This is a genomic window from Actinoplanes sp. NPDC089786, assembly GCF_040684855.1.
GTDB lineage: Bacteria > Actinomycetota > Actinomycetes > Mycobacteriales > Micromonosporaceae > Actinoplanes.
The window spans coordinates 450,023-473,044 of record NZ_JBFBGU010000002.1 but is presented as its reverse complement, the minus strand read 5'-3'; the positions used below and the strand labels follow the sequence as shown (position 1 = coordinate 473,044).

The 23,022-nt window shown below is 73.7% G+C and carries 19 protein-coding genes; 9 read left to right on the top strand and 10 right to left on the bottom strand.

Annotation, left to right across the window (positions count from 1 at the left end; all coding sequences use genetic code 11):
- Positions 1-24: 24 nt before the first annotated feature.
- From AB0O15_RS12975 to AB0O15_RS12935, 9 genes are all read right to left on the bottom strand, one after another.
- Entirely contained in the window at positions 25-654 is a 630-nt protein-coding gene (locus AB0O15_RS12975) for a GPP34 family phosphoprotein (protein WP_364317861.1), read from the bottom strand.
- Position 655: 1 nt separating this feature from the next.
- On the bottom strand, positions 656-898 hold the full coding sequence (locus AB0O15_RS12970; RefSeq protein WP_364317859.1) for a hypothetical protein: 243 nt from the start codon (positions 896-898) through the stop codon (positions 656-658).
- Positions 899-905: 7 nt separating this feature from the next.
- Positions 906-1,805, bottom strand: a complete 900-nt coding sequence (locus tag AB0O15_RS12965) for an SPFH domain-containing protein (RefSeq protein WP_364317857.1) — start codon at positions 1,803-1,805, stop codon at positions 906-908.
- 24 nt (positions 1,806-1,829) lie between these two features.
- The gene (locus AB0O15_RS12960; RefSeq protein ID WP_364317855.1) at positions 1,830-3,140 is read right to left on the bottom strand and encodes a M1 family metallopeptidase; all 1,311 of its coding nucleotides are present in this window, start codon (positions 3,138-3,140) and stop codon (positions 1,830-1,832) included.
- Positions 3,137-7,045 carry a Pls/PosA family non-ribosomal peptide synthetase gene (locus AB0O15_RS12955; RefSeq protein ID WP_364317853.1) on the bottom strand — a complete coding sequence of 1,303 codons (3,909 nt, stop codon included), beginning with the start codon at positions 7,043-7,045 and terminating at the stop codon, positions 3,137-3,139. The genes AB0O15_RS12960 and AB0O15_RS12955 overlap by 4 nt, the downstream gene beginning before the upstream one ends.
- A gap of 141 nt (positions 7,046-7,186) precedes the next feature.
- Complete coding sequence (locus AB0O15_RS12950) at positions 7,187-7,846, bottom strand: response regulator transcription factor (protein WP_364318138.1); 660 nt, start codon at positions 7,844-7,846, stop codon at positions 7,187-7,189.
- On the bottom strand, positions 7,843-8,934 hold the full coding sequence (locus AB0O15_RS12945) for a histidine kinase (RefSeq protein ID WP_364318136.1): 1,092 nt from the start codon (positions 8,932-8,934) through the stop codon (positions 7,843-7,845). Before AB0O15_RS12945 ends, AB0O15_RS12950 begins: the two co-directional genes overlap by 4 nt.
- A gap of 35 nt (positions 8,935-8,969) precedes the next feature.
- Complete coding sequence (locus tag AB0O15_RS12940) at positions 8,970-9,791, bottom strand: CPBP family intramembrane glutamic endopeptidase (RefSeq protein ID WP_364317851.1); 822 nt, start codon at positions 9,789-9,791, stop codon at positions 8,970-8,972.
- Positions 9,792-9,821: 30 nt separating this feature from the next.
- Positions 9,822-11,009, bottom strand: coding sequence for a cyclopropane-fatty-acyl-phospholipid synthase family protein (locus AB0O15_RS12935; protein ID WP_364317849.1), 1,188 nt, complete (start codon positions 11,007-11,009; stop codon positions 9,822-9,824).
- 243 nt (positions 11,010-11,252) lie between these two features.
- Here AB0O15_RS12935 and AB0O15_RS12930 point away from each other — a divergent pair, with 243 nt between their 5' ends.
- Together AB0O15_RS12930 and AB0O15_RS12925 are read left to right on the top strand one after the other, a co-directional pair.
- Positions 11,253-12,044 (top strand): SigB/SigF/SigG family RNA polymerase sigma factor, encoded by a 792-nt coding sequence (locus AB0O15_RS12930; RefSeq protein WP_364317847.1) that lies wholly within the window; start codon positions 11,253-11,255, stop codon positions 12,042-12,044.
- A 50-nt stretch (positions 12,045-12,094) separates the two neighbouring features.
- Complete coding sequence (locus AB0O15_RS12925; protein ID WP_364317845.1) at positions 12,095-12,808, top strand: GAF and ANTAR domain-containing protein; 714 nt, start codon at positions 12,095-12,097, stop codon at positions 12,806-12,808.
- 1 nt (position 12,809) lies between these two features.
- Here AB0O15_RS12925 and AB0O15_RS12920 read toward each other — a convergent pair whose 3' ends face one another.
- Positions 12,810-14,216, bottom strand: a complete 1,407-nt coding sequence (locus tag AB0O15_RS12920) for an aldehyde dehydrogenase family protein (protein WP_364317843.1) — start codon at positions 14,214-14,216, stop codon at positions 12,810-12,812.
- 119 nt (positions 14,217-14,335) lie between these two features.
- On the opposite strand from AB0O15_RS12920, the gene AB0O15_RS12915 reads away from it, so the two are divergent.
- From AB0O15_RS12915 to AB0O15_RS12885, 7 genes are read left to right on the top strand one after another with little or no spacing between them, the layout of a single operon-like run.
- Positions 14,336-15,964: a carbamoyltransferase C-terminal domain-containing protein gene (locus AB0O15_RS12915; protein ID WP_364317841.1), complete on the top strand. Its 1,629-nt coding sequence runs from the start codon at positions 14,336-14,338 to the stop codon at positions 15,962-15,964.
- Positions 15,961-17,127: a glycosyltransferase gene (locus AB0O15_RS12910; RefSeq protein ID WP_364317840.1), complete on the top strand. Its 1,167-nt coding sequence runs from the start codon at positions 15,961-15,963 to the stop codon at positions 17,125-17,127. Before AB0O15_RS12915 ends, AB0O15_RS12910 begins: the two co-directional genes overlap by 4 nt.
- Entirely contained in the window at positions 17,124-18,839 is a 1,716-nt protein-coding gene (locus AB0O15_RS12905) for an HAD-IIIA family hydrolase (protein WP_364317839.1), read from the top strand. The genes AB0O15_RS12910 and AB0O15_RS12905 overlap by 4 nt, the downstream gene beginning before the upstream one ends.
- Positions 18,836-19,768: a glycosyltransferase gene (locus AB0O15_RS12900; RefSeq protein WP_364317837.1), complete on the top strand. Its 933-nt coding sequence runs from the start codon at positions 18,836-18,838 to the stop codon at positions 19,766-19,768. The genes AB0O15_RS12905 and AB0O15_RS12900 overlap by 4 nt, the downstream gene beginning before the upstream one ends.
- A complete protein-coding gene (locus tag AB0O15_RS12895; RefSeq protein WP_364317835.1) occupies positions 19,753-21,000 on the top strand; it encodes a glycosyltransferase in 1,248 nt (415 codons plus the stop codon). The genes AB0O15_RS12900 and AB0O15_RS12895 overlap by 16 nt, the downstream gene beginning before the upstream one ends.
- Entirely contained in the window at positions 20,997-21,611 is a 615-nt protein-coding gene (locus tag AB0O15_RS12890) for an SIS domain-containing protein (RefSeq protein ID WP_364317833.1), read from the top strand. Before AB0O15_RS12895 ends, AB0O15_RS12890 begins: the two co-directional genes overlap by 4 nt.
- Positions 21,608-23,008: a PfkB family carbohydrate kinase gene (locus tag AB0O15_RS12885; RefSeq protein WP_364317831.1), complete on the top strand. Its 1,401-nt coding sequence runs from the start codon at positions 21,608-21,610 to the stop codon at positions 23,006-23,008. Before AB0O15_RS12890 ends, AB0O15_RS12885 begins: the two co-directional genes overlap by 4 nt.
- Positions 23,009-23,022 lie beyond the last annotated feature (14 nt).

The window sequence follows — 23,022 nt, the reverse complement described above, 5'->3', positions numbered from 1 at the left end:
GATCGTCTTGCCCTGGGCGGCGCGCTACCCGGCCTGGGCGGCCTCGGCGGACTGGATCGCCTTGCGCAGGGCGGGGCCGACCGGGCCGGTGAGCTCGGCGAGGTCGTGGAAGCGCCGTTTGCCGGCGCGCTTCGCCCGGCGGTCGAGGACGTGGGTCAGGCGGCCCTCGGCGACCAGGGTCACGAGCGCGGCGTCGGCCGGCTCGACCCGGAGGACCGGCTCCTTCATGGCGTCGCCGACCCGGCGCAGGAGTTCCCTGCGGACGCGGGGGTCGCGGATGGTCACCTTGGTCGTGGGGAACAGGCCGAGGATCCTCCGCGGCTCGAGGCGGACCCAGCCGCCCTCGCTGAGCTGCTGGCGCACGGCGGCGATGACGTGGCGGTGCCGGCGGCCGACCCAGACCTGCCACTTGCGCGGCCGGGCGCCGGCGATCTCGCCGAGCAGCGCGACCAGGACCGGATCGTGGGGCGGGCGGCGGACCGCGGCGACGGCGGGGCGGCCGTTCTTGTCGGTGAGGTGGCCCTCGAGATAGAGGTCGGCCAGGGCCGCGGCGCGGAGCACGGCGCCGAGGTGGACGCCCCAGCCGACCCGCCCCTTGTCGGGGTTGTAGGCGAGCAGGAAGGCGCGCTCGGCGAGGCTGCCGGGAATGGCCATGTCACTCCTCTTCCGGGTCGGGGTCGGACGAAGCAGGGTCGGGGTCGGGGGTGGTCCGGGGCCGGCCGGGCCCGCGCATCCGCCCGGCGTCACGGGGGAGGCGGCCGGCGTCGGCCAGGGCCTTGCGCAGGAGGAACTCGATCTGGGCGTTGGTGCTGCGGAGCTCATCACCGGCCCAGCGCGCGAGGGCGTCGTGCACGGCGGGGTCGAGCCGGAGGAGGAGCTTCTTGCGTTCGGTCGCCATGCGACGCCTAGTTGTAGAGGGTGCCCGCGTTGACCACGGGCTGGGCGTCCCGATCGCCGCACAGCACCACCAGCAGGTTGCTGACCATCGCGGCCTTGCGTTCCTCGTCGAGGTCGACCACGTCGTTCTCGGCCAGCCGGACCAGCGCCATCTCGACCATGCCGACCGCGCCCTCGACGATCCGGGTGCGGGCCGCGACCACGGCGTTGGCCTGTTGCCGGCGCAGCATGGCGTGGGCGATCTCGGGTGAATAGGCCAGCCGGGTCAGCCGGGACTCGATGATCTTCACGCCGGCCGCGGCGACCCGGACGCCGATCTCGTCGGAGAGCCGGGCGGTGATCTCGTCGGCGTTGTCCCGCAGCGACATCTGGGTGGTGTCGTGCGAGTCGTACGAGTAGCTGTTGGCGATGTGCCGGACCGCGGTCTCGGTCTGGATGGCCACGAACTCGATGAAGTCGTCGACCTCGAAGAGGGCCCGGGCGGTGTCCTCGACCTGCCAGACGACCACGGCGGCGATCTCGATCGGGTTGCCGTCGGCGTCGTTGACCTTGAGCACGTCGGTCTCGTGGTTGCGGATCCGGGTGGAGACCCGGCGCCGGGCGGTGAGCGGGTTGACCCAGCGGAGCCCGTCGGTGCGCACCGTGCCGGTGTAGCGGCCGAGCAGCTGGATGACGCGGGCCTCGCCGGGCGCGACCGGGGTGAGCCCGGCCAAGGGGACCAGCGCGACCAGCCCGATCAGGAAACTGAGGATGGCCAGGACCCAGATCCCCTGGGGCAGACCCACGATCAACCCCACGACGCACAGGATGATCACCAGCAGGGCGGAGCCGGCGACCGGCCAGCCCGAGACGCTGCGGGCGGTGCGCTCGCGCACCTGGGGTGCGGGCAGGTCGAGATGGTCTGTCATGAGGACCAGGCTATCAAAGTGATATCACTTTTTAAAGGGCGGCAGCTCCGGCCGGTCGAGCCAGTCGGTGAAGAGCGGGGCGAGCGGTTTCGGGGTGAAGGTCTGGGCGTACGCCCGGAACCGCTGATCGGTGACCGTGGAGTGGCGATGCTCGGTGGGCCAGCCGCGCAGCAGCGCGAAGAACGCTTCGTCACCCATGAGAACCCGCAGCGCGTGCAGGGTCAGCCCGCCGCGCTTGTAGACCAGCGGGTCGAACATCCGGTCCACCCCAGGGTTCGCGACCGTCATGTCGGCCGGCCGGATCCGCAGGCGGGCGTGCCACTGGGCGGCGTGCGTGGCGGCCGACATCCCGCCGCTGACCGCCGACCACAACCATTCGGCGTACGTGGCGAAACCCTCGTTGAGCCAGATGTGCCGCCAGTCGGCCACCGTCAGGCTGTTGCCGAACCACTGGTGGGCCAGCTCGTGGGCGACCAGGCGCTCGTGGGTGCGCCGCCCGTCGAGATGGTTCTTGCCGAACACCGCCATGCCCTGCGCCTCGACCGGGTCGTCGAGGTCGTCGTCGGCGACCACCACCACGTACTCGCGGAACGGGTACGGCCCGAAGAACCGCTGCATGGTGGCCATGATCTCGCCGTGCCGGCCGAAGTCGTGCGCGAACCGGCGGCGCAGCCGGGGCGGGATCGCGGCCCGCTGGCGGACCTCGCCGGACGCCAGGTTGATCAGGTCGTAGCGGCCGATCTGCACGCTCATCAGGTACGGCGCCGTCGGCTCGGCCCGCTCGTACTCCCAGATCGTGGTGCCGGCGCCGCGGCGGCGGGAGACCAGGTCGCCGGTGACCACCGCGGTGTACGGCGCCGCGGTGGTGATCCGCACCCGGAACGCGGCCTTGGCGGCGGGGCGGTCGTCGCACGGGAACCAGGACGGCGCGCCGTTCGGCTGGCTGGCCACCAGCACGCCGTCGGTCAGCTCGTCCCAGCCGATGTCGCCCCACCGGCCGGAGATCGGCACCGGCTTGCCCGCGTACCGGACCTCGACCACGAAGTGACCCTCCACCGGCTGGGCCGGCATGATCCGCAGCTTGCCCGGCCGGTGGCTGAACCGGGCCGGCCGGTTGCCCACCCGGACCTCGGTGACCCGCAGCCGGCCCAGGTCGAGGGTGAACCGGGACAGCGGCTGCTCGGCCACGGCGGTGATGACGGCCCGACCGGCCAGCCGGTTGGTCACGATGCGGTAGTCGAGGTCGAGGTCGTAGTGGAGCACCCGGTAACCACCGTTGCCGTGCGCGGGGAGGTAGGAGTCGGTCGAGCGCTCGGCGCCCGCCCGAGGGGTCATGTCCGCGCCGGCCAGGTCGCGATCGGGTTGCCGAGCCAGCCGCTGTCGGCCGGCACGGCGTCACCCCGGGTCACCAGCGAACCGGGTCCCACCGTGGTCCGCGCGCCGATGCTCGCGCCGGGCAGCACGATGCCGTGCGGGCCGAGCGTCGCCCCGTCGGCCAGGGTCACCTCATCCATGCTCATGATCCGATCATGGAACAGGTGGGTCTGCACGACGCACCCCCGGTTCACCGTGGCGCCCGCGCCCAGCCGGACGAGGTCGTACTCGGGCAGCCAGTAGGTCTCCAGCCAGACCCCGCGGCCGATCGTCGCCCCGAGCGTCCGCAGCCACGCGTTGAGCAGCGGCGTCCCGGTCACGAAGCGGACCAGCCACGGCACGCCGAGCACCTCGACGAACGTATCGGCCAGCTCGTTGCGCCACACGAACGACGTCCACAGCGCGTGGTCGGTGACCCGGAACCGGCCGACCAGCAGCCACTTCGCCACGGTCGCGGTGAGCGCGGCGACGATCGCGCCGGCCAGCAGCACCGGCCCGGCGGCCAGCGTGGTGACCCAGCCGCCGGCCGCCGACCAGATCATTGCCAGCGCGGCCAGGACCAGGACGGCCAGCGCGGCGGCGAGCATCACCGGCACGACGCGGCACAGCTCGATCGCCGCGCGAGCCACCTTGAGCCGGAGCGGCGGCTCGAAGGTGCGGCTGGCGTCGGCCGCCTCGGCCACCCGGCGCAGCGGCATCGGGGGAGCGCCCAGCCACGACGTGCCCTTCTTGGCCTTGCGCGGCGCCGACGACAGCACGCCGACCAGGCCGTGCTTGGGCACCGACCGGCCCGGCGCGGCCATCCCCGAGTTGCCGAGGAACGCCTGCTTGCCGATGCGGGCCGGGGCGACGCGCAGCCAGCCGCCGCTGAGCTCGTAGGTGGCGACCATGGTGTCGTCGGCCAGGAACGCGCCGTCCGAGACCGTGGTCATCGCGGGCAGGGCCAGCACCGTCGACGCCTCCACACCGCGTCCCACCTTCGCGCCGAGCAGGCGCAGCCAGACCGGCGTGAACAGGCTCGCGTACATCGGGAACAGCGCCACCCGGGCCATGCCCATCAGCCGCTCGGTGGTCCACACCTGCCACGCGATCCGGCCGTGCACCGGGTGACAGCCGGCCGTCAGGCCCACGCTGAGCAGCCGGACGAAGATCAGGACCAGGCCGGCGTACGCGACCAGGTAGCTCACCACGGCCAGGGGAACGACGGCCAGCGCCGCGCCGACCGTGGGCTGATGGGCCAGCGCCCAGCCGAGCAGCGCCAGCGCGGGCAGCGCGGCCACCACCGGCAGCAGGCCGAGCAGGTGCGAGGTCACGCCGTAGGCGGCGACCCAGAACCGCGACCGCGGCGGCCGCTTGCCGGGCCACGGGATCTTGTCCTCGGCGACCGGGACGGCGGGGGAGCCGGCCCAGCGCCGGCCGGCCGGGACGGCCCCGGTCACGGTCGAACCGGCGGCGACGCGGGCGTTCTTGCCGACCCGCGCGCCCGGCATCAGGGTGCTGCGGGAACCCACCCGGGCGCCGGCGCCGACCCGCACCCGGCCGATCCGCACGACGTCGCCGTCGACCCAGTAGCCGGAGAGGTCGACCTCGGGCTCGACCGCCGCGCCCCGGCCCACCTTCAGCAGGCCGGTGACCGGCGGCGCCGAGTGCAGGTCGGCGTCGGGGCCGATCTGCGCGCCGAGCGCCCGCGCGTAGGTGATCAGCCAGGACGCCCCGGACACGCCGGTCACGCCGGAGACGTCGGCCAGCCGTTCCGCGGCCCAGAGCCGCAGGTGCACGTGGCCGCCGCGCGGGTACTCGCCCGGGCGTACGCCGCGCAGCAGCAGCCGGGCCCCGCCCGCCGCCACCGCGATCCGGCCGGCCGGGGTGAACAGCAGCAGCCAGCCCGCGGCGATCCACCACCAGGAGACCGCCGGGGCCCACGGCGCCGGGTCGGTCAGCGCGAGAAGGTCGTCGGAGGCCGCCAGCAGGTTGCCCAGCGTGGCCAGCACGGTGAGCCACCGCAGCCCGGTCAGGGCGAGCATCGGCAGCATCAGCAGGGCCTGGACGAACCCGGCCCGCCGCGGCGTCGGCCGGACCTCGCGCCGGGCCTCGGTGGTGTCCTCCAGGGCGTCGAGCACCGAGGCCAGCTGCGACAGCCGGGTGTGCTGGTAGATGTCGGCCACCGACACCCGCGGGTAGCGGGCCCGGATCCAGGCCACCAGCTGCGCGGCGTTGAGGCTGCCGCCGCCGTGGCTGAAGAAGTCGGCATCGGCCTCGGCCGGGCGGATCCCGAGGATCGACTCCCAGCCGCCGGCCAGCCATTCCTGGGTCTCGGTCAGCGAACCCGCCCTTGCGAAGGAAGGGAGCGGCCAGGGCAGGGCGGCCCGGTCGACCTTCCCGGAGGTACGGGTGGGCAGGTCATCGATCACGGCCAGCAGCGGCACCAGCGCGGCCGGGAGCTGCTCGCGGATCCGTGCGGCGGCCGCGTCGGCGTCGAAGCCCGCGCCGTCGTGCGGCACCAGGTAGCCGACCAGGAGCTGGTTGCCGGCGGCGGTGCGCTGGACCGCGGCGGCGGCGCCGGCGACACCCGGCAGCGCTTGCAGCGCGGCGTCCACCTCGCCCAGCTCGATCCGGCGGCCGCCGAGCTTCACCTGCTCGTCGCCGCGGCCCAGGAACAGCAGCCCCTCGGGCTCGGCGCGGACGATGTCGCCACTGCGGTACGCCCGCCGCCAGCCCAGCGACGGCAGCGGCGCGAACTTCTGGGCGTCCTTGCCGGCGTCCAGGTACCGGGCCAGGCCCACCCCGCCGATGACCAGCTCGCCGGAGCCGCCCATCTCGACCGGCTCGCCCGCCGCGTCGACCACGGCCAGCTCCCAGCCGGCCAGCGGCAGCCCGATGCGCACCGGGCCCTCGCCGGTCAGCCGGGCCGCGCAGGCCACCACGGTCGCCTCGGTCGGGCCGTACGTGTTCCAGACCTCGCGCCCCTCGACGGCCAGCCGCTCGGCCAGTTCGGGCGGGCAGGCCTCGCCACCGAAGATCAGCAGGCGCACGTCGTCGAGCGCCTCGGCCGGCCACAGCGCGGCCAGCGTCGGCACCGTGGAGACCACGGTGATCCGCCGCTCGGCCAGCCACGGGCCGAGGTCGACGCCGCTGCGGACCAGCGACCGCGCGGCCGGCACCAGGCACGCGCCGTGCCGCCAGGCCAGCCACATCTCTTCACAGGAGGCGTCGAAGGCCACGGAGAGCCCGGCCAGCACCCGGTCGTCCGGGCCGATCGGGCCCTCGGCGTCGTCGGCGAGGAACAGCCGCGCCTCGGCGTCGACGAACGCGCACGCCGCGGCGTGGGTGACCGCGACACCCTTGGGGGTGCCGGTGGAACCGGAGGTGAAGATGATCCAGGCGTCGTCCTCGGGGCCGGGCCGGCCGGTCTGCCCGAGCGGAGTGCTGCGGGGAGACACGATCAGCCCGTCGCCCAGCACCGCGCAGACGCCCGCCTCGCCGAAGACCAGGTCGGCGCGCTCCTCGGGGTCGTCGGCGTCGACCGGCACGTACGCCGCGCCGGCCGCCAGCACACCGAGGATCGCCAGGTAGAGGTCGGCCGTGCCGGAGGACACCCGGACGCCGACCCGGTCGCCGGGGCCGATCCCGTGTCCCGCCAGCATCTTGCGCACCGCGTCGACCTCGTCGGCCAGCTCGCGGTAGGTCAGCGTGACCTCGGCGGTGTCGAGCGCCAGGGCGTCGGGATGGGCGTGTGCCGTCGCGTCGAGGATGTCGGCCAGGGTGCGGCGGAACGGCGCCGAGGACGACCGGAAGACGGCCGGGTCGCCGGGCGTGGCCACGATGTCGGGCAGCTCGATCAGACGCGGATCAGTCGTCACGGTCACCGGGCGCGCTCCACTGTCACCTCGCGGATAGTCGTCGACCAGGCGTGTGGCACGACCGCCCTGGGCAGCGACCAACATTACGGCAGGTGAACGCGAACTGACCTCGAAGTATCGGGTTCGTGTCGGCGGACACAGGGTGTTCTAGACCACCAGTCCGGTTCGGTACGCGTAGACGACCGCCTGGACGCGGTCGCGCAGGTCGAGCTTGGTGAGGATCCGGGAGACGTACGTCTTCACGGTCTCCGGGCTGATCACCAGCTCGGCGGCGATCTCGCTGTTCGACCGGCCGTTCGCGATCAGCTTGAGCACCTCCAGCTCGCGCGGGGCCAGCGGCACGTCGCCCGGGCCGCGGCCGGCCGGGCGGATCCGGGCCGCGTACCGGCCGACCAGCTGACGGGTGACCTCGGGGGCCAGCAGCGCGGCGCCGGTCGCCACGGTGCGGATGCCGTTGAGCAGCTGGGCCGGTGGCGCGTCCTTGAGCAGGAAGCCGCTGGCGCCGGCGCGCAGCGCCTCGTAGACGTACTCGTCGAGGTTGAAGGTGGTCACCACCAGCACCTTGACCGGCTGCTCGACCCCGTCGCCGGCCAGCTGCCGGGTGGCCTGGATGCCGTCCAGCACCGGCATCCGGACATCCATCACCACGACGTCCGGGTTCAGCCGCCGGGCCAGCTCGACCGCGGCCCGGCCGTCGCCGCACTCGCCGACGATCTCCATGTCCGGCTGGGCGTCGATGATCGTGGCGAAGCCGGTGCGGATCAGGGCCTGGTCGTCGCAGATCAGCACCCGGGTCGGCGCGGTCACGAGCCGTTCCCGGCCGGGATGCACGCGGTCACCACGAAACCGCCGCCGGGCCGGTGGCCCGCGCTGAACTCGCCGCCGAGCACGTCGACCCGCTCGCGCAGCCCGGTCAGCCCGCGACCGCTGCCGCCGGGCGACGCTCCGCCCGTACCCGTGCCGTCGGTGGTGATCTGCACCGTGATGTCCCTTGCGCCGTGGTGAACATGGACCGAGGTGTGGCCGCCGTGGTCGTACTTCAAGGCGTTGGTGAGGGCCTCCCGCACGACGCGGAAGGCGACCGCCTCGGCGCTGCCCGGCGACTCCTGCGGCCGGCCGTCCTCGATGAGGTCGACCGGCTGACCGGCCTGCCGGATCCGCTCGACCAGCGTGCCCAGCTCGACCTCCGGGGCCTCGTGGTCGGGATTGAGCAGGTCGAGCAGGTGCCGCAGGTCGGTGATGGCCCGACGCCCGGTGCCGGCCACGCCGGACAGCGTCTGGTCGAGCCGGTCCGGCGCCGCGGTCAGGTAACGGGCCGCCTCGACCTGGACGACCATCGCCGTCACGTGGTGGGTGACAACGTCGTGCAGCTCGCGGGCGATGCGGGTGCGCTCGGCGGCGCGGGTGGCCTCGGCGACGTGCCGGCGGCGCTCCTCCTCGATCGCCCGCGTCCTCCGCAGCCAGGCCCCGGCGCTCCAGGCGAGCGCGCAGATCAGGTAGAACGTGACGAACCCGATCACGCCCTCGGACGAGCCCTGCTGGTAGAGCGCGATCGACAGCGGCACGTACGCCGCGGTCAGCAGGCCGACCGTGGCCCATCGGCGCCACTCGAGGTAGGCGCCCGCGCTGAGCAGGGCGAACCCCAGCGCCGACCCGGCGACCAGGTGGTAGGCGCGGAGTTGGTCGATGACGAAGCCGGTGGAGATCAGGGCCAGGCTGACCGCCGGCCACCGCCGCCGCGCGGCCAGCGGCAGGCACTCCAGCGCCAGCACCAGCACGGTCAGCGCGTCGAACGGCCGGATCGGCAGGTCGCCGAGCTGGGTGCCCCGGTTCTTCAGGGCCGGCACCAGCGACGCGGCCAGCAGGGCCAGGCCCAACGGGAGATCCCGGACCATGACGTCGAGGCGACGCCACCGGTCCGGGAGGTTTTTCACGCGGAAACCTTAGCGGCCGCCCGGCGGCGCGGAGCCACGATGGTGCCGCGGCGGGCCGCCAGCCAGAGGAACACCACGGTCAGGATCACACCGGCGCCGACCGCGTAGACGCTGCCCTCCGGGCCGAACGCGCCGCCGGTGATCAGGTCCCGGCCGGTCAGCGTGGTGTCGAGCAGGCCCTTGGAGTCGCCGTTGCCGGACACCGTGGCGCTGAACAGGCCGCCGAGGGCGAAGTTCCAGCCGAAGTGCAGGCCGATCGTGACCCAGAGGCTGCGCGTGGCGGCGTAGCAGGCGGCGAGCATGAAACCGGCCTCGACGGCGATCGCGGTGGCGCCCCACAGGGTGGCGTCCGGGTTGAGCAGGTGCATCGCGCCGAACAGCAGCCCGGTCGCCACCAGCGCGATCCAGGTGCCGGTCAGCTTCTCCAGCCAGCGGAACAGCAGGCCGCGGAACATCAGCTCCTCGGTGGTCGCGGCGGCGGCCATGACACCGAGAAGGCCGAGCGAGCCGGTCACCGAGCCGATCCCGTCGACGTGGAAGCCGCCGAGGAAGGCGATGTTGACGATGACCGCGGCGAACATCGCGAACCCGATCAGCGTTCCCCGGGTCAGGCCGCCGGCCGCCTTCGCGCGGGCCAGCTCGGTCACCTCGCGCTTCTCGGTCCGGCGGACCACCCAGGCGTACGCCAGACTCGCGAGCACCGCGGTGAGCAGGCCGCCGAGCAGAGCCAGCCAGGGATTGTCCTGCACCGCGACGACGGCCAGCGAACCGCCGTAGGCGACCGCGACCACGGTGACCAGCTGAAGAACGAACCGCATTTTTCCTCCTCGTTGGGTGTGAGGAAAACGCTATTGATCGGTGCGCTCCGAAACGTCACCACGCGGTGGACACTCGGCTGTAGCTCGCTCGGGGGACACCACGACCAACTGGCTCACGTCGAGATAGCCGGCCCGGAAGCCCGCTTCGCAGAACGAGAGGTAGTAGTCCCAGGTCCGGTCGTGCTCACCGGCCGCCCGCCAGCGGCGCAGGGTCTCGGCGTAGTGCCAGGACCCGAAGTCGAACCGCTCCTCGACCAGCCCGCCGGCCGCCGTGAAAGCGGCCTCGATCGCCTCGGCCGACGGCACCAGGCCGCCGGGGAAGATGTGCTTCTGGATCCAGGTGTACGCGTGGACGGTCGCGAGCATCCGCTCGTGGTCGGTGGTGATCAGCTGGATCCCGGCCCGCCCGCCCGGCCGCAGGTGCCCGAGCACCGCCTCGGCGAAGGCCGGCCAGTAGTCGTACCCGACCGCCTCGACCATCTCCACGCTGACCACCGCGTCGAAGCCGTCCGGCGCCGGTTCGACCTCGCGGTAGTCGCACCGCCGCACCTCGACGCGGTCGGCGACCCCGGCCTCCCGCAGCCGCTCCACGGCCAGCCGCCGCTGCTGCTCGGACAGCGTCACGCTGACCACCCGGGCGCCGCGGCGGGCGGCCCGGATCGCCAGCTCACCCCAGCCGGTGCCGATCTCCAGCAGGTGGCTCCCGGCGCCCACCCGGGCCACGTCGAGCAGCCGGTCGATCTTGCGGTGCTGCGCCTCGGTGAGGTCGTCGTCCCGGGAGGCGAACAGCGCCGACGAGTACGTCATGGAACGGTCCAGGAAGGACGCGAACATCTCGTTGGGCAGGTCGTAGTGGCGCCCGGCGTTGCTGGGCGCCGCCTCGAGGGTGCCCTCCTCGGCCCGCGGCGGCCGGACCCGGCGCAGCCGCCACAGCCGCTTCTGCAGCGCCGGGGCGATCCCGGCCAGCCCGGTGGCCACGGCGGTCAGCAGGGCCGGTAGGTCGTCGCTGTCCCAGTCACCGGCCTGATAGGACTCGCCGAGGCCGATCTCGCCGTCGTCGCCCAGCCGCCGGCGGAGCTCGCGCGGCCGCCGCAGCCTCATGATCGGGCCCTCGGCGCCGGTCACCTTCCCGTCCGGGTAGGCGATCCGCATCGGCAGGCGCCGGGCGAGCGAGCGCAGCAGCAGCCCGGCGGCGGCCGTGCGGAGGGACGGGCTCACCGTGGTGACGCTAGAGGGGCGCCTGACGGTCGCTGAGCTGCCCCCCGGCCGCGGAGGCCGCAGATGAGTGACCTACGTCACAGAAGAGTGGGATTCGTTCTCGGATCGCTGGGGTACCGAGTCTGCCATCGGTCAAGAAGGCGCCGAGCGACTTGCTTCAACGCGGTCGCGGTCAACGGCGCCGGCTTGTTCATGTCTCCGCCCGGAATCCGCGCTGCGACGCTGAAAGTGGGAGGAAACACCGTGACCCTTGCTGTCAGGCACTCCACGGCCGCGGCCGCTGCGGCCGACGCGCGAGCCACCGAGCTCGTCAACACGGTGGCCGCGCTGCCCCTCGGCCACCCCGACCGACCGCGGCTGCGGGGACAGGCCATCGAGGCCTGGATGCCGATGGCGAAGCGGCTCACCCGTCGCTACGCCAACCGGGGCGAATCCTTCGACGACCTGCTCCAGACGGCGGCGATCGGCCTGATCAAGGCGGTCGACGGGTTCGACGCGACCCGCGGCGTCGACTTCGTCGGGTACGCGATCCCGACCATCCTCGGCGAGATCAAGCGGTACTTCCGGGACAAGGCGTGGACGCTGCGCATCCCGCGGCGCCTCCAGGAACTGCGCCTGGCGATCGCGGCGGCCCAGGCCGATCTGGGCCACGACCTGCAGCAGGCCCCCACCGTGGCGGACGTCGCCGGTCGGCTCGGCGTCTCCGAGGAGGAGGTTCTCGAGGCGATGGAGGCCGGGCACGCGTACCGGGCGGTCTCGCTCTCGGCGCCGCTGGGCGACGGCGAGGACTCGGCGATCAGCGACACGCTCGCCGCCGAGGAGACCGGCTACGCCAGGGCCGAGCTGAACGTCGCCCTGCCGCCGGCGCTGGCCGGCCTGGACGACCGGGAACGGCACATCGTCGTCCAGTACTTCTACGGCAATCAGACCCAGGCATGCATTGCCGAGCAGCTGGGCATCTCCCAGATGCACGTCTCCCGACTGCTGTCCCGGGCGTTGAAGAATCTCCGGGGACAGCTCTCCGAGGCCGGCTGACACCACGGTCCGTTCGCCGGGCCCACCCGCCGGCCGGAAAGGCGCACGGCATGACGACCGCGAAGTACCCGGATCCACACCAGGCGTTCGCCGAGCTCGGCCGCATCCGGCTCAGCGAGACCGACCTCGGGGGCGTGCTGGCGCGCGTGGCCGAGCTGGCGAAACAGACGCTCGACGGAGCCGACGAGGTCTCCGTGACGCTGGTCACCGGCCCGGACGCGCGCACCGCCACGTTCACCGGCGACGTCGCCCTCGACCTGGACGAGACCCAGTACGAGGCCGAGCGGGGGCCCTGCCTGGACGCGTCCATCACCGCCACCACGTTCTCGATCCCCGACACCGGCACCGAGGAGCGGTGGCCCGGCTTCGCCAAGCGGGCCGCCGACGCGGGTATCCGCAGCACGCTGTCGGTCGGCATGCCGATCCAGGAGGCGGTCACCGGCGCCCTCAACGTGTACTCCACGAGGCCGGCCGCCTTCGACGACGACGCGATCGACGTGGCGCAGACCTTCGCCGGGTACGCGGCCGTGGCGCTGGCCAACGCACACGTCTACGACGAGACGGCGACCCTGGCCCGGCAGATGCGCGAGGCGATGGAGAACCGGTCCGTCATCGAACAGGCCAAAGGCATCCTGATGGCCGAGCGGCGGTGTTCCGCCGACGAGGCGTTCGTGCTGCTCAGCCGGGTCTCCCAGGACAGCAACCGCAAGCTGCGCGACGTGGCCGCCGCCCTGGTCGGCCGGGCCGCCGGCCGGCCGCGGTAGGTCACCAGCCGGACGGCGGCGCCTGCAGGTGCACGGCCTTGGTCACGGTCATCTCGTCGAGCAGCTCCGGCCCGTACCCGAAGCCCTCACCGCTGGCCCGCCGGGGGTGAGCCGCACCGCCGGGCGCGCCCCCGAACACGTTGTTGACCTTGACCGTGCCGGCCGGCAACCGGCGCCACGCCTGCTGAGCGTTGCTCATCGACGCGGTCAGCACGGTCGCGGACAGCCCGTACGGTGAATCCGCGGCCCGCCGCAGCCCCTCGTCGAACGAGCCGACCACGGCCACCGGCGCCACCGGGCCGAACGTCTCCTCCCGCATCACCGCCATGTCGTCGGTGCAGCCGGCCAGCACGGTCGGCGGGTAGAAGGCGCCCGGACCATCCGGCGCCACGCCGCCGCACCGCAGGTCAGCGCCGTCCTTCACCGCCCGGCGGACCTGATCGTCCACAGCGTCCCGGAGCCGCTTGTCGACCAGCGGCCCGATCCGCGCCGACCAGCGTCCAGCCTCGGCCACCAGCGCGTCCAGGAACGCGCCGGCGATGTCCCGGTGCACATAGACGCGCTCGACGGCGACACAGATCTGACCCGAGTTCGCGTACGCGCCCAGCGCCGCCTGCCCCGCCGCCCACACCGGATCCACCCCGGCGTCGACCACCAGCGGGTCACTGCCACCGTTCTCCAGCAGCGCCTTCGCGCCGGTCCGGGCACACGCGGCGGCGATCGAGCGACCGGTGGCGGTCGAGCCGACCTGCGCCACCACGTCCACCTCGGAGCCGGCGAGCGCGGCCCCCACCTCGCCGTCCCCGGCCAGCACGTTCAGCACGCCGGCCGGCAGATGCGGCTCGAGCAGCCGGGCCAGCCGCCAGCCGGTCGCGGGCGTGCGCTCGCTGGGCTTGAAGACCACCGTGTTGCCGGTGACCAGGGCCGCGCCCAGCAGACCGCAGGACACCGCCACCGGGTCGTTCCAGGGTGTGATCACGGCCACCACGCCGCGTGGCGCGTACGCCATCAGGTCGATCGCCTCGTCATCACCGGCCAGCGTGCGGCCACGGTGGACCGGGCCCAGCTCGGCGTACTGCCGCAGCGTCCCGACGCCGGCGGCGATCGAATCCCCGGCCTCGTCCGCCGGCTTGCCCATCTCGGTGTGCATGATCTGGGCGAGCTCGCCGGACGCGGCCTCGATCGCGTCGGCCGCCGCGCGCACCGCCGCCGCCCGGGCCGCCGGGGCCGTGGCCGCCCACCCGTCCGCGGCCGCCCGCGCCGCGTGCACGGCCGCCCGGACGTCTTCTTCCGACGACATCACCACCCGGGTCACCGGGGTGTCGTCCGATGGATCGGCCACGGTCATCTCACGGTCTGAATTGCCCGTTCCCCAGGCCCCACCGATAAGTTGCTGTACATCGTGCATGGTGGATCGCATGCCCGGGGAGACCCTTCCCAAACAAGGTATCTGTGCAGGTGGTGTGATGTCGAAGTAAGTCGCTGATCATGTGAGTAACGGCTTGATCCTCGGGTACGCGGCGGGCCATGCGAGTTCTGGGTGTCAATGCGATCTTCCACGACCCGGCGGCCGCGCTCGTGGTCGACGGGCGGGTGGTGGCGGCCGCCGAGGAAGAGCGATTCAGCCGCCGTAAGCACGGCAAACGACCGGTGCCGTTCGCCGCTTGGGAACTGCCCGAGCTGGCCGCCGCCTGGTGTCTGGAGGAGGCCGGGTTACGTCCGGACGACCTGGACGCGGTCGCGTACTCCTTCGACCCCGGCCTCTCCCGTGACGCCAAGTCACTGGGCCTTGACGATCCGTGGGACCACCTGCGGCTCGACTACGCGCGGCGGGCGCCGCAGTTCCTCGCGGCGGCGCTGCCCGGGCTCGACCCGGCGATCGTGCGGTTCGTGCCGCACCACGTCGCGCACGCCGCGTCGGCCGGGCTGTCGGTGCCCGAGGACAACGCGGTGCTCGTCCTCGACGGGCGCGGGGAGGTCGCCGGTCACCTGGCCGGGGCCTATCGGGGCGGAGAGCTTTCGGTTCTGCGTACGCAGGAACTGCCGCACTCCCTCGGCCTGCTCTACGAGGACCTCACGCGGCACCTGGGCTTCCTGCACTCCAGCGACGAGTACAAGGTGATGGCCCTCGCGTCCTACGGCAAACCACGTTTCCTGTCGCTGTTCCGCGAGCTGGTGCGCCCGACCGGCGACGGCGGCTTCCAGGTCGACCGGATCGACTGGGCGGCGATGGCCAAGCCCCGCGGCGCGTCCGAGGAGATGACCGACACGCACGCCGACCTCGCCTCGAGCGTGCAGACCCGGCTCGAAGAGGTCATCCTCGACCTCGCCCGGTGGACGTACGAGGCGGCCGGCGCCCCGCCCACCCTGACCATGGCCGGCGGCACCGCGCTCAACTGCGTGGCCAACGCCCGCATCGCCGCCGAGGGCCCGTTCGAGCGGGTCTGGGTGCAGCCCGCGGCCGGCGACGCCGGCACCGCCCTGGGCGCGGCGCTCGCGGTCACCGGGGAGCCGGTGCCGTTCGGCACGGCGGCGCTCGGTCGCGGCTGGAGCGACGAGGCCCTCGAAGCCGAGCTCCGGCGGGCCGGCCTGCCGTACACCCGGCCCGCGTCCATCGCCGAAGAGGCCGCGAAGGTGCTCGCGGCCAACGGGATCGTCGCCTGGTACCAGGGCCGCAGCGAGTACGGGCCGCGGGCGCTCGGCCACCGGTCGCTGCTCGCCCACCCCGGCGACGCGGACACACAGACCCGGATGAACGACGTCAAGGGCCGCGAGCAGTTCCGGCCGATCGCGCCGATGGTCCGGGCCGAACGCTTCGCCGACATCTTCGAAGGCGTCTACCCGAGCCCGTACATGCTCTTCGTGCACAACGTCCGCCCGGCCTGGCGCGACCGCATTCCCGCGGTGACGCACGTCGACGGGACCGCGCGGGTGCAGACCGTCCACCAGGACTCCGAGCCGCTGGTCGCGGCCATGCTGGCCGAGTTCGAGAAACTCACCGGGCTGCCGGTGGTGGTCAACACGTCGCTGAACACGGCCGGGCGGCCGATGGTGGACACGCCGCGCGAGGCGATGGAGCTGTTCGGCTCGGCGCCGGTCGACCTGCTGGCCCTGGGCCCGTTCGCGGTGCACCGAGGCAAGGCGTTCGCGGCGTGACCGGGGTCAGCGTGGTCATCCCGACGGTGGGCCGGCCCAGCCTGCGCACCCTCCTGTCGGCGCTGTCCTCGGCTCTTTCACCGGCGGCCTCGGCCTCGGCCTCTACGCCGGGGGTTTCGGCTGCGGCTTCTTCGCCGGCGGTTCCGGTCTCGGGTTCTTCGCCGGCAGTGTCGGTCTCGGGTTCTTCGTCGGGGGCTACGGTCTCGGCTTCCTCGCCGGCGGTCTCGGTCGAGATCATCGTGGTCGACGACCGCACCGATCAGACCCGGCCGCTGGATCTTCCGGCGGACGTCGACGTCAAGGTCCTGGCGGGTCCGGGTGGCGGCCCGGCCGCCGCGCGCAACATCGGCTGGCGGGCCGCGCGGCACGAGTGGGTCGCGTTCCTCGACGACGACGTGGTGCCCGGCGACGGCTGGTGGGAGGCGCTCGCGGACGACCTGATCGCCGCCGATGCCACCACCGGCGGGGTGCAGGGCAACCTGGACGTCCCACTACCCGCGGACCGGCGGCCGACCGACTGGGAACGCGTCACGGCCGGCCTCGCCGACGGCGCCTGGCTCACCGCGGACATGGCCTATCGGCGGACGGCGCTGGAGCGCACGGGAGGATTCGACGAACGCTTCCCGCGCGCCTTCCGCGAGGATGCGGAGCTGGCCCATCGGGTACGCGAGCAGGGCTGGACCCTGCACCGCGGCCGGCGGCGGGTCACCCACCCGGTCCGGCCGGAGAGCACCTGGGTGAGCCTGCGCACCCAACTCGGCAACGGCGACGACGCCCTGCTCCGGCGCCTCTACGGCCCGCGGTGGCGCGAGCTGCTGGCGATCCCGCCCGGGCGGCGGCACCGGCACGCCCTCATCACCGCCGCCGGCCTCGGCGCCGCCGTGAGCCGCCTCGCCGGATTCCGGAAAACGTCGCTCCTCCTCGGCGCGGCTTGGGCCACCGGCACGGCCGAGTTCGCCGCCGCCCGGATCCTCCCCGGCCCCCGCGACCCCCGCGAGGTAGCGACCATGGTGGCCACCAGCGTGGCGATCCCGCCCCTCGCCATCTTCCACTGGCTCCGCGGCGCCGTCCGCTCCCGAACCGCTTCCCGACCATCGGCCATTGCCGGCCGAGGTGCTGCTGTCCGCGGCGCTCGGTCTCGCTCTTCGGAGGATTCTCGATGAGCGCGCCGTTGTTCGACGCGGTTCTTCTCGATCGCGACGGAACCATCGTCGTGGATGTGCCCTACAACGGCGATCCGTCGCTGGTCGCACCGATGCCTGGGGCGCGCGAGGCCCTGGACCGCCTGCGCGCGGCCGGCCTGCGCCTGGGTGTGGTGACCAACCAGTCCGGGCTGGCCCGGGGGCGCTTCACCGCGGAGCAACTGGCTGCCGTGAACCGTCGCGTCGAGGAGTTGCTGGGACCCTTCGACACCTGGCAGGTGTGCCCGCACGACGACCAGGCCGGCTGCACCTGCCGCAAGCCCGCGCCCGGCTTGGTCTCGGCGGCCGCAGCCGCGCTGGGCACCACACCGGAACGCTGCGTTGTCATCGGTGACATCGGCCGGGACATGATCGCGGCGCAGGCGGCCGGCGCGACCGGCATCCTCGTGCCCACCCCGGTCACCCGGCCCGAAGAGGTGGCCGCCGCCCCGGCCGTCGCCCCCGATCTGGCCGCGGCGGTCGCCCTGATCCTCGAGCGGCAGACCCTCGTCACGCCCAGCACCCGGCCGACACGTTCCGTCACCGCGCTGGACCCGGCACGTGCCGGGACCGTCCTGGTCGTCAGGTCTGATTCGGCCGGCGACGTGCTGGTCACCGGGCCGGCCATCCGGGCCGTGGCGGACGGCGCCGAGCGGGTGGTTCTGCTCTGCGGGCCACGCGGCCGGGCGGCGGCCGACCTGCTGCCCGGCGTGGACGAGATCGTGGAGTGGCCGCTGCCCTGGATCGACCCTGAACCCGGGCCGGTCGACCCGTCGGACATCGCGGCGCTGACCGGCCGGTTGCGGGAGACCGGCGCCTCCGAGGCGGTCGTCTTCACGTCCTACCACCAGTCCGCGCTGCCGCTGGCCCTGTTGCTCCGGCTGGCCGGCGTCGGCCGGATCACCGCGATCAGCGACGATTACCCGGGCTCACTGCTGGACGTCCGGCACCGGGTGCGGGACGACGTTCCGGAGGCCGAGCGGGCACTCAGCGTGGCGGCGGCGGCCGGCTTCGGACTTCCGCCGGGCGACGACGGCCGGCTGATGGTCACCGGCTTCTCCGCCGGAGTGGGCACGGATGCGCTTTCCCCGTCGGGGGTGGAGGTGCCCACTCACCCCCGCTCATGCCAGCTACCCCGCCACAGTGGTCGGCCCTACCCGGCGGCCCTCGCATCGGTGCCCACTCTGGCCACGTGCCCGCGGGACTACGTCGTTGTTCATCCCGGCGCCAGTGTGGAGGCGCGGGCCTGCCCGCCGGAGCGGATGCGCGAGATCGTCGCCGCGCTCGCCGCGGACGGGCACCGGGTCGTGGTCACCGGCGGGCCGGGGGAGCGGGAGCTGGCCGCGTACGTGGCCGGAACCGTGGCCGAGGACGCCGGCCCGACCTCCTTCGCCGAGCTGGCGGGCGTCCTCGCCGGGGCGCGCTGCGCGGTCGTCGCCAACACCGGCCCGGCCCACCTGGCCGCCGCCGTCGGCACCCCGGTCGTCAGCCTCTTCGCGCCGACCGTCCCCTATGGACGTTGGGCGCCCTACCGGGTGCCGGTCGTCCGGCTGGGGATCCCGGACGCGCCCTGTCGTGACACCCGTGTCACCAGCTGTCCCGTACCGGGGCATCCCTGTCTGTCCGCTGTTGAACCTGTTCAGGTGCTTGCCGCCGTCCGGCTGCTCGCGCCCCGGCTGGAGGTCGCCGCGTGAACATCCTGCTCTGGCATGTGCACGGCTCCTGGACGACCGCGTTCGTCCAGGGCAAGCATCGCTATCTCGTGCCGGTCAACGATCAGCGCGACGCGTGGGGGAGGGGCCGGGCCCAGACGTTCGACTGGCCGGACACGGTCGAGGAGGTGCCGCTCGATGACATCGGTGACGTGGACGCCGACGTGGCCATCGTGCAGCGGCCGGCGGAACTCGACCGGCTGCCCGGGCGTTTGCGGAAGATCTACGTCGAGCACAACACGCCGAAGGGCGACGTCCCGGACACCCGGCACCCGATGGCCGACCGGGACGACCTGATCGTCGCGCACGTGACCCACTTCAACGACCTGTTCTGGGATGTCGGCGGCACCCGCACCACGGTCGTCGAGCACGGCATCGTCGAGCCGGCCGCGCGCTGGACCGGTGAGCTGGACCGCCTGGCCGTGGTCACCAACGAGCCGATCCGGCGGCGGCGGGTCACCGGCACCGACCTGTATCCGCGCTTCGCCCAGGTCGCTCCGCTCGACGTGTTCGGCATGGGGGTCAAGGGCCTCGACAGCGATCGGGTACGCGCGTACGACGACCCGCCCCAGCACGAGATGCACCGGCTGGTCGCCCAGCGCCGGGCGTACCTGCACCTCTGCCGTTGGACCTCGCTCGGGCTCAGCCTGATCGAGGCCATGCAGATGGGCATGCCGGTGATCGCCCTGGCCACCACCGAGGCGGTGGCCGCCGTCCCGCCGGACGCCGGCGTGCTCGCCACCGACGTCACCACCCTGATCGAGGCCGCGCGGCGGCTGATCGACGACCACGACGAGGCCCGCCGGCTGGGCGCACGCGCCCGGCAGGTGGCCCTCGCCCGGTACGGCCTGGACCGGTTCCTGGCGGACTGGGACCGGCTCCTGGAGGAGGAAACATGCGGATCGCGATGATCTCGGAACATGCCAGCCCGTTGGCCACCCTGGGTGGCGTGGACGCGGGCGGCCAGAACACCCACGTGGCCGAACTGGCCGCGGCCCTGGCCGGCGACGGACATCAGGTTCGTGTCTACACCCGGCGTGACGACCCGGGCCTGCCCGAGGTCGCGCCGCTGACCGGCGGGGTCGACGTGGTGCACGTGCCGGCCGGCCCGCCGGTCACGCTGCCCAAGGACGACCTGCTGCCGCACATGGGCGCCTTCGCCGAGTGGATGGCCGCGGACTGGCGTGGCAACGGGCGGCCCGACGTGGCCCATGCGCACTTCTGGATGAGCGGGCTGGCCGCGGTCACCGCCGGCCGGGCCTGTGGCGTGCCGGTGGTGCAGACCTACCACGCGCTCGGGGCGGTCAAGAAGCGGCACCAGGGCGCGGCGGACAGCAGCCCGCCCGGCCGGATCGGCTACGAGCGGGCGCTCGGCCGGGCCGTCGACCGGGTCGTCGTGCAGTGCACCGACGAGATGAACGAGCTGATCCGGCTCGGCGTACCCCGGCATCGCATGACCTTGATCCCGTCCGGGGTGAACCAGGCCCGGTTCCGGCCCGACGGCCCGGCCTTCGCCAAGGACCGGACGCGCGTCCTGACGGTCGGCCGGCTGGTCGAGCGCAAGGGCGTCGAGGACCTGATCCGCGCGCTGCCCGCGGTGCCCGGCGCCGAGCTGGTCGTGGTCGGCGGGCCACCACCGTCCGAGATGGACGGTGATCCATACGTGCGGCGGCTGCGCCGGGCCGCCGAGTCCAACCGGGTCGCCGACCGGGTACGGCTCGTCGGCGCCGTGTCACCGGAGGACATGCCGGCCTGGTACCGCTCCGCCGACGTGGTCGCCGCGACACCCTGGTACGAGCCGTTCGGGCTGACCGCGCTCGAGGCGATGGCCTGCGGCGTGCCGGTCGTGGCCACCGCGGTCGGCGGCCTGCTCGACACGGTGGTCGACGGTGTCACCGGTGACCTGGTGCCGGCCCGCGACCCGGCCGCGATCAGCTCGGCGCTGCGCCGCCTGCTGACCGACGACGTCCGCCGCACCGAGTACTCGGCCGCGGCCGCCGACCGGGCCGTCCAGTGCTACAGCTGGGAGCGGGTCGCGGCGCGCCTGGCCATGATGTACGCCGGCGTCACCGGTGTCGCCGCGGCGACGGCTGCGGGCCGGTCAGCGGCCGCGGCGCCGACGGCGGCCGAGGTGGTCGCATGAGCGAGCCCCTCGACCAACACCTGGACGGGCTGGCCGCGGCCATCGAGCCGTTCCGGTCCCGGGCCGGCCTGCTGGCCCGCTGGGGCGGACTGCTCGCCCAGCACCTCGGCACCGGCGGCCGGCTGCTCGTCGCGGGCAACGGCGGCAGCGCGGCCGAGGCCCAGCACCTGGCGGCCGAACTGGTCGGCCGGCTGCGCACCGAGCGGCGGCCGCTGTCGGCGATCGCGCTCACCCCGGACTCGTCCGCGGTCACCGCGATCAGCAACGACTACGGCTTCGACGAGGTGTTCGCCCGCCAGGTGCGAGCGCACGGCCGGCCGGGCGACGTGCTGCTGCTGATGTCGACCAGCGGCCGCAGCCGCAACCTGGTCGCCGCGGCCCGGGCCGGGCGCGAGTGCGGGCTGCGTACCTGGGCGATGGCCGGCGCCGGACCGAGCCCGCTGGCCGACCACTGCGACGAGACCCTGCACTGCCCGTCGCCGGACAGCCAGGTGGTGCAGGAGCTGCACCTGGTCTCGGTCCACCTGCTCTGCGAGTACATCGACCGCGCGCTGCCCGCGGTGCGCGCCGACGAGGAAAGGCGAGACCAGGAGATGCGAGTCGCCGTATGAAACCCGATCTGATCATCGTCGGTGACACCCTGCTCGACCGCGACGTCGAGGGCAGCGTGCGCCGCATCGCGCCGGACGCCCCGGCGCCCGTGCTGGACGAGGACGAGGTCCGCGAGCGGCCCGGTGGCGCCGGTCTGGCCGCGCTGCTGGCGGCCCGTGACGGCCACAAGGTCGCGCTGATCACCGCCCTGGCCGACGACGCGGGCGGCGCCCGGCTGAGCGAGTTGCTCAGCGAGGCGGGGATCGACGTGTACGCGCTGCCGCTGCCCGGCGCCACCGCCGAGAAGATCCGCCTGCTCGCCGGTGGCCAGGTGCTCCTCCGGTGGGACCGCGGTGGCACGCCGCGCCCGCCCGGCGCGGCCACCGAGGCGGTGGAAGATCTGCTCCGCGAGGCCAAGGCGATTCTGGTCAGCGACTACGGCCGGGGCGTGGCGGCCGAGCCGTCGGTGCGCCGGGCGCTGACCGCGACCCGGGCGCCGATCGTGTGGGACCCGCACCCCAACGGCCCGCCGCCGGTCCCCGACGTCCGTCTCGTGACACCAAACCTCGCCGAGGTCCGCAAGCTCACCGAGGACGCCGGCAACGGCTCCACCCTGTCCACCGCCCAGCGGGCCGGGCACACGCTGCGGCAACGCTGGCGGGCCGGGGCGGTGGCGATCACCTGCGGCGCGGACGGCGCGGTGCTGTGTCACTCGGGCCCGACGCCGCTGGTGGTGCCGGCGCCGGCCATGTCCGACGGTGACACGTGCGGGGCGGGGGACCGGTTCGCCGCGACCGCGGCGCTGGCCCTGTCGCGTGGCGCGCTGGTGTCCGTGGCGGTTCAACAGGCCGTGCGGGCGGCCAGCGCGTTCGTCGCGGCCGGTGGGGCGTCGGCGGCGATCTCCGGTACGCCCGACGAGCCGGCCGATCGGTACGGGCCGGAGCGCATCGGCACCGAGGCGGCCGGGCGGCTCATCCGTGAGGTCCGCGACAAGGGCGGCACGATCGTCGCCACCGGTGGCTGCTTCGACCTGCTGCACGTCGGGCACCTGGCCACCCTTCGCGCCGCCCGTACCCTCGGCGACTGCCTCATTGTGTGCCTGAACAGCGATGACTCCGTACGCCGGTTGAAGGGCCCGGACCGGCCGCTGACCGCCGAGACCGACCGGAGCCGTCTGATCGCCGCGCTGGACTGCGTCGACGCGGTCGTCGTATTCGACGAGCCGACGCCCGAGGCCGTCCTGGCCTGGCTGCGCCCGGACGTCTGGGTCAAGGGCGGCGACTACGCCGACGGCGGACCCGAACTGCCCGAGGCCGAACTGGTGCGGCGCTGGGGCGGGCAGACCGTCATCGTGCCGTACCTGGACGGCCGATCCACCACCCGGACCATCGAGGCGGCACGGGCCGCCACAGCGTGAGGAGAGACATGAGC